At 59.3% G+C, this 7,677-nt stretch carries 7 protein-coding genes and 4 tRNA genes; 9 read left to right on the top strand and 2 right to left on the bottom strand.

What is annotated here, in order from left to right; genetic code table 11:
- Nucleotide 1: 1 nt before the first annotated feature.
- From QP968_RS02240 to msrB, 7 genes are all read left to right on the top strand, one after another.
- A tRNA-Gly gene (locus QP968_RS02240) sits at nucleotides 2-77 on the top strand.
- A gap of 41 nt (nucleotides 78-118) precedes the next feature.
- A tRNA-Cys gene (locus QP968_RS02235) sits at nucleotides 119-192 on the top strand.
- Between the two features lie 20 nt (nucleotides 193-212).
- Nucleotides 213-284 (top strand) — tRNA-Val (locus QP968_RS02230).
- Between the two features lie 71 nt (nucleotides 285-355).
- Nucleotides 356-431 (top strand) — tRNA-Gly (locus tag QP968_RS02225).
- 156 nt (nucleotides 432-587) lie between these two features.
- Nucleotides 588-1,238 (top strand): dihydrofolate reductase family protein, encoded by a 651-nt coding sequence (locus QP968_RS02220; RefSeq protein WP_284854801.1) that lies wholly within the window; start codon nucleotides 588-590, stop codon nucleotides 1,236-1,238.
- 98 nt (nucleotides 1,239-1,336) lie between these two features.
- Nucleotides 1,337-2,539 carry a glycosyltransferase family 87 protein gene (locus tag QP968_RS02215; protein ID WP_284854800.1) on the top strand — a complete coding sequence of 401 codons (1,203 nt, stop codon included), beginning with the start codon at nucleotides 1,337-1,339 and terminating at the stop codon, nucleotides 2,537-2,539.
- Entirely contained in the window at nucleotides 2,508-2,924 is a 417-nt protein-coding gene (gene msrB, locus QP968_RS02210; protein WP_284854799.1) for a peptide-methionine (R)-S-oxide reductase MsrB, read from the top strand. Before QP968_RS02215 ends, msrB begins: the two co-directional genes overlap by 32 nt.
- 16 nt (nucleotides 2,925-2,940) lie before the next feature.
- On the opposite strand, the gene hemQ is transcribed toward msrB, so the two are convergent.
- Nucleotides 2,941-3,642, bottom strand: coding sequence for a hydrogen peroxide-dependent heme synthase (gene hemQ / locus QP968_RS02205; protein WP_284854798.1), 702 nt, complete (start codon nucleotides 3,640-3,642; stop codon nucleotides 2,941-2,943).
- Nucleotides 3,643-3,839: 197 nt separating this feature from the next.
- Between hemQ and QP968_RS02200 the strand changes: the two genes are divergently transcribed.
- Both QP968_RS02200 and QP968_RS02195 read left to right on the top strand, forming a co-directional pair.
- Entirely contained in the window at nucleotides 3,840-4,403 is a 564-nt protein-coding gene (locus QP968_RS02200; protein WP_502870014.1) for a DUF3000 domain-containing protein, read from the top strand.
- Nucleotides 4,404-4,445: 42 nt separating this feature from the next.
- Nucleotides 4,446-5,654: an HRDC domain-containing protein gene (locus QP968_RS02195; RefSeq protein ID WP_284854796.1), complete on the top strand. Its 1,209-nt coding sequence runs from the start codon at nucleotides 4,446-4,448 to the stop codon at nucleotides 5,652-5,654.
- Here the strand turns inward: QP968_RS02195 and dxs are convergent.
- Nucleotides 5,651-7,591, bottom strand: a complete 1,941-nt coding sequence (dxs, locus tag QP968_RS02190; protein WP_284854795.1) for a 1-deoxy-D-xylulose-5-phosphate synthase — start codon at nucleotides 7,589-7,591, stop codon at nucleotides 5,651-5,653. The genes QP968_RS02195 and dxs overlap by 4 nt on opposite strands.
- Nucleotides 7,592-7,677 lie beyond the last annotated feature (86 nt).

Here is a 7,677-nt window from a genome sequence, read left to right as displayed (position 1 = left end):
TGCGGATGTAGCGCAGTTGGTAGCGCATCACCTTGCCAAGGTGAGGGTCGCGAGTTCGAGTCTCGTCATCCGCTCCAAGTACCTCATTGGTACTGTCAAAGAGGCGGCAATCGCCCGCGGTGGAATGGCCGAGTGGTGAGGCAAAGGTCTGCAAAACCTTGTACACGGGTTCGATTCCCGTTTCCACCTCCATATTCTTAACTGAATAGTTCGCGCGATTAGCTCAGCGGTAGAGCACTACCTCGACACGGTAGGGGTCACTGGTTCGATCCCAGTATCGCGCACAAGGATCCGTCACGGATCCACGGATTGATCAACAAAGTGATCTTTCCATGCGAGCATTAAGTGCTCGCATGCGGATGTAGCGCAGTTGGTAGCGCATCACCTTGCCAAGGTGAGGGTCGCGAGTTCGAGTCTCGTCATCCGCTCCACTTCTCCCCCGGGATTGTCTGCCACCAAGACAGCCCGGGGGATTTTCCTATCAGCTGTCGCGACCCAGATCGGTGACAGAATGTCCGCACCGCGTTTTAGGTAATTCCTGTAGCCTTTCCGGATCTAGATAGCACGAAGCTCTCCATGGAGGTCCAATGAACCACGTGGACACGGTCAACACGATCATCGGTCCAACATCCGCCCAAGAGGAGATCCGGGCGGTTGCGATTACGACGTTGTTCGGCTCCTTCACCACCGGTGGCACGTCAGGCGAGTTGGGCAACGAGACGGATTCGGCGGTGCTCCAGGGGTTACGCGAATGGGCCGATGTGATCCTCGTGGGTTCCGGCACCGTCAAGGCGGAGGATTACGGCCCAGCAGATACACGAATGGCGGTGGTGTCGCGCTCCCTCAACTTCGACACCACCACGAAGTTGTTCAGTGGCACTCCCCCGATCATCGTGACGCCACAGGAGTCGCTGGTTGATCCGGCGCTCGCATCACGCCGGAAAGCACTAGAAACTGCTGGATGTGAGTTGGTGGTAGGCGGTGAGGTGCCGGAAGTCGTCGATAAGCTTCGCGCAAGGGGCTTCGGTCGCATCGTGTGCGAAGGCGGGCCGACGTTGTACGCGGAGATGTTCAAGCATTCGCTTATCGACGTCCTCCATCTCACCCTCGACCCCCACGCCAACGGAGAGCCCGCTGGGCTGGCAGGCGACATTGATGAACGCTTCGCCTTGGAAGATGCCGTGGCCGATGGGGACTATCTTTTCACGCGTTACCGGCGGGTTCGGAAGACCTCGTAGGCGGCGTTTAGTACGTTAATGGGGTGAGTACCCGCGTTGATGCCCTGAGAACTGTATGGACCGCACCGGCCCTTAACCGGGGCCCGAGGTGGGAAGTGGTGGCTAACGCCGCCTTGTGGCCCGTAGCCATGTTCCTGTTCATCCACCGCATCGTGGCTTTAGCGCTTCCCGGCACCATCACCGACGACTTCACCACCGTGTGGGCCGCAGCCCGCCGGTTCGTAGAGCGCGTGCCGGTCTACTCCGAGAACTACGCCACCGTTGACCCGCACTACCTGTACAACCCTGGCGCGACCTTGTTGTTGTCGCCATTGGGATTGTTCAGTTCGACGGAGACTATCCGCCCGCTGTTCATTCTGGCGAATGCGCTGGCGATCCTCGTGGCTCTGGCGTGGCTCACCCGCTTGTCCGGTTTCACATTGAAGCACCCGATTTTCCCCGGCGCCATTGCACTTGGCTTTGCCACGGAAGCTGTAACCAACACTCTCACCTTCTCCAACATCAATGGCATCTTGCTTTTGGGGCTCGTCGCTTTTCTGGCTTTCCTCCTGCGTGGTCCATCGCTGGCCGCTGGTGTGGTGCTGGGCTTGTGCATCCTGATCAAGCCGATGTTCGCGCCACTGATCCTCCTGCCACTTCTGCGCATGAACTGGGGTGCGGTGATCACGGCGGGTGTGGTGCCGGTGCTCTTCAACGCCATTGCTTGGCCATTGACCCCCGGTGCCCGCGACTACATCGATGTGGTGATCCCCTACCTGGGCATCACGAGGGACTACGCCAACTCGTCGCTGGCCGGTGCGGCTGTGTACTTTGGCATGCCGGCATGGCTCCACGGCGCACTGTTCTTGTTCTTTGCCGCGGCTGTGCTCGTGGCCGTTATCGGTTTGGCGCGCTGGCGCTGGAGCGACGAATGGATGTGGGCAGCCACAACCTCAGCTGTGCTGCTGGCAGGAGTCTGCCTTCTATCCTCCCTGGGACAGGCGTATTACTCCATGATGTTGTTCCCTGCTGTGTTCACGGTGGCGCGTGCTGCCAGTGTCTTCCACACCCCCACCGCCTGGGTGGGAATCATTTTGTGTCTCTCCCCGTTGAGTTGGGTGGTATACGACAATCCTGTTGCCGGTCGCTGGACAAATACGTTCCTACCTACGGCCGGGTGGGCGATCTTCATCATCGCCACTGCAGTGTGGGCAGCTACTTTGGCACTGCACCGAGTAACGGGTGGTTCGGACAACACGGATGATAAAGAAGACGGAAGGACACCACTCCATGACGCAGCACAACTACAGCGACTGGACTGAACAGCAGTGGCGTGAGCGGCTCACCCCGGAGGAATTCCATGTGCTGCGCCAAGCAGGCACCGAACCTCCAGGGGTGGGCGAATACACCGACACCACCACCGAGGGCGTATACCACTGCCGTGCATGCGGTGAGGAGCTGTTCCGCTCCACTGAGAAGTTCCCATCACACTGTGGCTGGCCGTCCTTCTTCTCGCCTGCGGACAGTGACAAGGTCATCGAACGCGAAGACACCTCCCACGGCATGGTGCGCACTGAGGTGTTGTGTGCCACGTGTGGTTCCCACTTGGGCCATGTCTTTGCCGGCGAGGGCTACAACACCCCAACGGATCTGCGCTACTGCATCAACTCGATTGCCATGACGCTGGAAGAAAAGCCGGTGCAGTAGACCTTCGGCTTGACATTTAAGGCAAGACCTCGATGATCTCCGCAATGTCTGCCACTCGTCGGCCGGAGAAGAACGGCAGCTCCTCACGCACGTGCAGACGCGCTTCGGTGTAGCGCATCTTGTGCATGAGATCGGAAATACGTTCCAGCGTGGGTGCTTCAAAGGCGAGCATCCACTCATAATCACCAAGCGCGAAAGCAGACATCGTGTTCGCCCGAACATCTTCAAAACCAGCCGCGGCACGGCCGTGCTCAATGAGCAGCTGGCGGCGCTTGTCTGGATCCATGATGTACCAGTCGTAGGAACGGGTGAACGGGTAGACCGTGATCCAAGCCTGCGGCTTCTCACCCATAATGAAGGCTGGCAAGTGACCACGGTTGAACTCCGCGGGGCGGTGCAAGCCAACACCAACCCAGAACACCTCCAAGCACTCACCGAACGCCGTGGTGCGGCGGAACTCGTTGTAGGCCTTCTGCAAGTCCGTGAACTCCTCGGCGTGCCACCAGATCATCACATCTGCTTCGGCGCGCATCCCGGAGATGTCATAGATACCGCGAACAACGACTTTGCCTTCGGCCTCAAGATCAGCGAAGAAGGCCTTTGCCTCCGCGATAGCCTCTGCACGATCAGCGCCTAGAGCCCCCGGTATCACGCGGAAAGTCGCCCATTGGGCATACCGCTGGGTGCTGTTGAGTTTTTCAAGGTCTGGCTGTGTCATGGGGTGCATCCTTCCTTACCTCACGGGATTATCCATCGAAAGTTCTATCCCTCTCATGTCTAGCACGATACGAGGACTAACGGCGCGCCTCCACAGATTTTTGGCAGTCACTGGATAGCTTGGAACCCGTGACACATTCGGACCAACCCACGCTCGCCGCGGCTCCTGAGCCACAAACCTCCCAAGAATCCGCAAAAATTCCTGCGGAGTTTACCGAGGCAGTCGAATCCATGCATCGCGCACAACTGCGACCGGAAATTAGCCTGGGAACAATCCGCCCGCCCCAGCGCCCAGCACCGTACAGCCATGCCATTGGCCTTGAGGTAGCTGGCATGGATGAGAGTGGCCCCATCCCCACCGATTCACAGGGGGATGCCTTCGGCCGTCTGATCCTGCTGTACTCCCCCTCCAGCGAGGAGACCTGGGAAGGCTCCATGCGTTTGGTCGCCTACATCCAGGCCGACATGGACGATGACGTTGCCTCCGATCCCCTCCTGCCGGACGTGGCATGGCAGTGGCTGGGTGAATCTCTGGAAGAAACCAACGCGGAGTACACCGACCTCGGTGGCACAGTGACGTCCACGGCTTCCGTTCGTTTCGGGGACATTGGTGGCCCACCACGCGCGTACCAGATTGAGATGCGTGCCTCCTGGACTGCCGCCACCACTGACCTATCCCACCACGTTGAGGCCTTTTCTAAGGTTTTGGCTCACGTGGCAGGTCTCCCGCCGGAAGGCGTTGCTGGCCTCGACCGCCGCTAGGTCAACAACGCGCTGCAGTCAGGGGTAACTATCCTGTTGGGTATGTGTGCCCGCTACGAACTCGTCGATACGCCAAACGGCTTTGAACGCGCGGCGAGTGCCCTCTTGGCGGGGCGTGGCCCTTTTGCTATCGATACGGAGCGTGCCTCTGCGTATCGCTATGACGACCGTGCGTTTTTGGTTCAAATCCATCGTCGTGGTGCTGGCACTTATTTGTTCGCTCCGGAAGGACACCGCCCCGAACTCACGCGCGCACTCGCCCCCGTGGTTAATGGTGCTGAGTGGATCGTGCATGCTGCACCCGAAGATCTGCCCAGCCTGGCTGAATTGGGCCTCCACCCCGGACGACTTTTTGATACGGCGCTGGCCGGACGTATTGCTGGCTACAGCAAGCCAAACCTCGGCGCCATGGTCCTGGAATTTTGTGGTGTCGAGCTTGAGAAGGGCCATGGTCGCGAGAATTGGTCTGCTGTTCCGCTGCCTGAAGATTGGCTCGATTATGCCGCCGATGACGTGAACTACCTTGGAGATCTGGCAGATGCACAAGCAGAACTGTTGGGGCTCCAAGGCAAGATAGATGCCGCGGAGCAGGAGTTTTCCCACATCGTTGATGAGTTTGCGCACTGGTCAGCGGAGGAGCGGACGTGGACCATGCTCAAAGGCACATCAGCACTGCGCAGCCCACGTTCACGCGCGGTGGCGCAAGCAGTGTGGACTGCACGCGATGAAGAAGCCTCCCGCCGCGATGTCTCCCCCACGATGATTCTGCCTAACAAAGTCATCATTGCGATTGCGAAGGAGCAGCCCTCACATCCAAGTGAGTTAGGGCGTATCGACGGCTTTCCGCGTCGCCGCCGCGGCGCCACCCGTAAATGGTTCACCGTGGTGGAGGAAGCCTACGCATCCGACCCTGCCACCTGGCCCCAGAAGCAACGTGCGACGGGTGGCTCCCCCGGAAAATCAACGTGGCAGCGCCATCATCCCGAGTCCTGGGAAGCGTTGCAGACGATGCGTGCGGCAATCGCAGAAACCGCCGCTGAAATGAGCATCGCCCCGGAGGTCCTCCTCACCCCGGCCATCCTGCGGGAAGCCGTGTGGGCCCTCACTGAAGGTGACGTGGTGAACCAGACTCATTCAGTGGCTACGCTCCTGGCTGATCTGGGTGCGCGTCCGTGGCAGATTGAGCACACGGCTGCTTTGTTCAATGCGAACGTGGACCTCGACAGCACAGTAAACGCCACAACGGATTAGTCCCGGTCGGCGAGCCCCTGAACCCAGCTACGGATGGATTCACGGGCGGAGGCAGCGTCCAAGCCGACATCCTCAAGCAGCTCATCACGTGTCGCGTGTCCCGGGAATACATCCGGGAACGCGAGGTGACGCAACGGGGTGTCCACCTCAGCAGTGGACAGCACCTCACCCAGCGCCGAGCCGACGCCGCCACGGATGATGCCGTCTTCATAGACCACCACCAGGTCTGCTTCCGCAGCCATGTCCACCAGTTCCGGGTTCACGGGGATGATCCATCGAGGGTCCACGACGGTGATGTTGTAGCCGTCCGCGTTAAGGGCTTCTGCTGCCTCCACGGCACGGCCGGCGAATTCACCAATAGCAACCAGCAGGATATCCACGGAAGCATCCTCACCAGTGGCATCAGTCTCAGCGTCGGCCGTCGGCTCAACGAGGATATCCATGCCTCCTGCCGTGCGACGCACCGCTTCAATGCCCGGGCCGACATCGCCCTTCGGGAAACGCACAACCGTTGGGCCGGTGTCCACAGCAATGGCTTCGCGGAATTCCTCACGCAACCGATCAGCGTCACGCGGCGCAGCGACCTGGATTCCCGGAACAATGGAGGTCAACGCCATGTCCCACACGCCGTTGTGGCTCGCACCATCACTGCCAGTGACACCCGCGCGGTCCAACACGAGGGTGACAGGCTGGTTGATCAGCGCAACATCCATGAGCAGCTGATCAAAGGCCCGGTTCAAGAAAGTGGAGTACACAGCCACCACCGGGTGCAGTCCTCCGAGGGCCATACCAGCCGCGGAGGTCACCGCATGCTGCTCTGCGATACCCACATCGAAGAAGCGGGAAGGGAACTTCTCCGCAAACGGGGCAAGACCCGTCGGGCCGGCCATCGCCGCGGTCAAGGCAACAATGTCTGCGCGCTCATGGGCAGCACGAAGAAGCTCTTCGGAAAACACACCGGTCCAACCGGGACGTGACTTACCCAGCGCTTCGCCTGTCACCGGGTCAATCACACCGGTGGAGTGCATCTGATCCGCAATGTCATTAACTGCCGGGGCAAAACCATGTCCCTTCTCCGTAGCCACGTGAAGCAGCAGCGGACCGTCATGTTGCTGGGCATAACGGAAAGCACCAAGCAGCGCACCAATATCGTGCCCATTAATCGGGCCAACATACTTTAGGCCCAAGTCCTGGAACATCTGTGTTGGTACAACCTGGTGCTTGATACCGTCCTTGACGGCCTTGAAAGCACCAAAAGCACGCTCCCCAACCCAGCCCATGGACTTCAAGGTGCGCTTGCCCTGTTCCATCACTTCGTCATAACCGGGCTGAATGCGGATGGAGGCAATCTGGGAGCGGATATTGTCCAGGTTACGGGCAAAACCACCGATGGTCTTGGAGTAGGAACGGCCGTTGTCATTGACCACGATGACAACATTGCGTTCACTTTCAGCAATGTTGTTCAGGGCTTCCCAGCACATGCCACCGGTCAAGGCGCCATCGCCGACAACGGCGACGACGCGGCTATCAGCCTCACCGTGCAGCACCTTCGCTTTGGACAAGCCATCCGCATAAGACAGTGCTGCGGACGCGTGGGAGGATTCCGTCCAATCATGTTCTGATTCCGCCCGGCTGGTGTAGCCCGAGAGGCCATCTTTCTTACGCAGGGTGTCAAACTGATCTGCGCGTCCAGTGAGGATCTTGTGTACATACGACTGATGCGATGTATCGAAGATGATCGGATCTTTCGGCGAATCAAACACCGCATGCAGAGCAAGCGTCAGCTCAACCACTCCGAGGTTCGGCCCAAGGTGTCCGCCGGTGGCTGAGACTTTCTGGATGAGGAACTCGCGGATGTCATCAGCCAGAAGCTCGAGCTCCTCCACTGACATGTCTTTCACGTCAGCGGGAAGCGATAGATCTTCAAGCTTTTTCACGTATCCTCGCTGCTCCTTCACATCGCTTGGTTTCTGCTTTAGCGGCAGGCTGTTACGGCCACCGCTTGTTCTGCACAACTTTACAC

Origin of the sequence: Corynebacterium sp. MSK041 (genome assembly GCF_030232265.1) — a bacterium.
Classification (GTDB): domain Bacteria; phylum Actinomycetota; class Actinomycetes; order Mycobacteriales; family Mycobacteriaceae; genus Corynebacterium.
Note: the sequence above shows the minus strand (reverse complement) of the source record. Positions and strands in the feature narration are given on the sequence as shown.

What these genes read in the sequence shown, in the direction of transcription:
- QP968_RS02220 (WP_284854801.1), top strand. Translation starts at nt 588, where the DNA reads ATGAACCACGTGGACACGGTCAACACGATCATCGGTCCAACATCCGCC.
- msrB (WP_284854799.1), top strand. Translation starts at nt 2,508, where the DNA reads ATGACGCAGCACAACTACAGCGACTGGACTGAACAGCAGTGGCGTGAG.
- hemQ (WP_284854798.1), bottom strand. Translation starts at nt 3,642, where the DNA reads ATGACACAGCCAGACCTTGAAAAACTCAACAGCACCCAGCGGTATGCC.
- QP968_RS02195 (WP_284854796.1), top strand. Translation starts at nt 4,446, where the DNA reads ATGTGTGCCCGCTACGAACTCGTCGATACGCCAAACGGCTTTGAACGC.